A 652-nucleotide genomic window follows, 5' to 3' on the forward strand; every position below is an offset into this window, starting at 1 on the left:
TCTTGAAATTGTGTCAAACCAAGTTTAAAAATTTATTTTGGATGCGGACGTATGGATAATGATGTAAATTCAACTTCTGGAAGAGGGAAGGAAGTATTACTACTACACACCGACCAGACTATGATCTAAATTTAATTTTTCATTTTGCTTCACACGTTATTTGGGTTCCATGAAACGGTGTGTATGTCGGCGGATGAACAAGTACCTTCTCATAATATCTTTTTATTACTGCCTATATTTGCGGACTTAGCAGTCTTGCGATAAATTGCAATATATTCAGCTTCGTCTTCGATTTGTATTGCCGATACGTGGGTAGTTTGACTGAATAACATTATACAGGCGGCAAAAATGAATTTTAACATTGGTCCTCCGCGGCTACCTCAAGATTATGCTCAAACTGAAAGATCTTTCCGTGCGGTATTCCTCGGTCAGTGAATGCTTGTGCATGACTTTCTCCTTTGGAAACATCCAGTCCGATGACAGGATTCATGTAACCACTCCTTGTTATATATTCGCCGGAAGCCCCTAACCTTCTTGTCGTCCACATTATCGCATGTGATTCGGGGTCATGCCCCAACTAGCCTAATCATGGTTTAACAAGTAGGGGGATGAACGGAATAGCTCTCGAGATCCAAGTCTCACGGGCAGAAAC

General features: G+C 41.1%; 1 protein-coding gene. It reads right to left on the bottom strand.

Annotated features, from left to right (window positions below; all coding sequences use genetic code 11):
* Nucleotides 1-355: 355 nt before the first annotated feature.
* Entirely contained in the window at nucleotides 356-490 is a 135-nt protein-coding gene (locus AC1DSE_RS36125) for a hypothetical protein (protein ID WP_441887207.1), read from the bottom strand.
* Nucleotides 491-652: the final 162 nt, after the last annotated feature.

The sequence above is a fragment of the Paenibacillus sp. 01L418 genome (assembly GCF_056400045.1).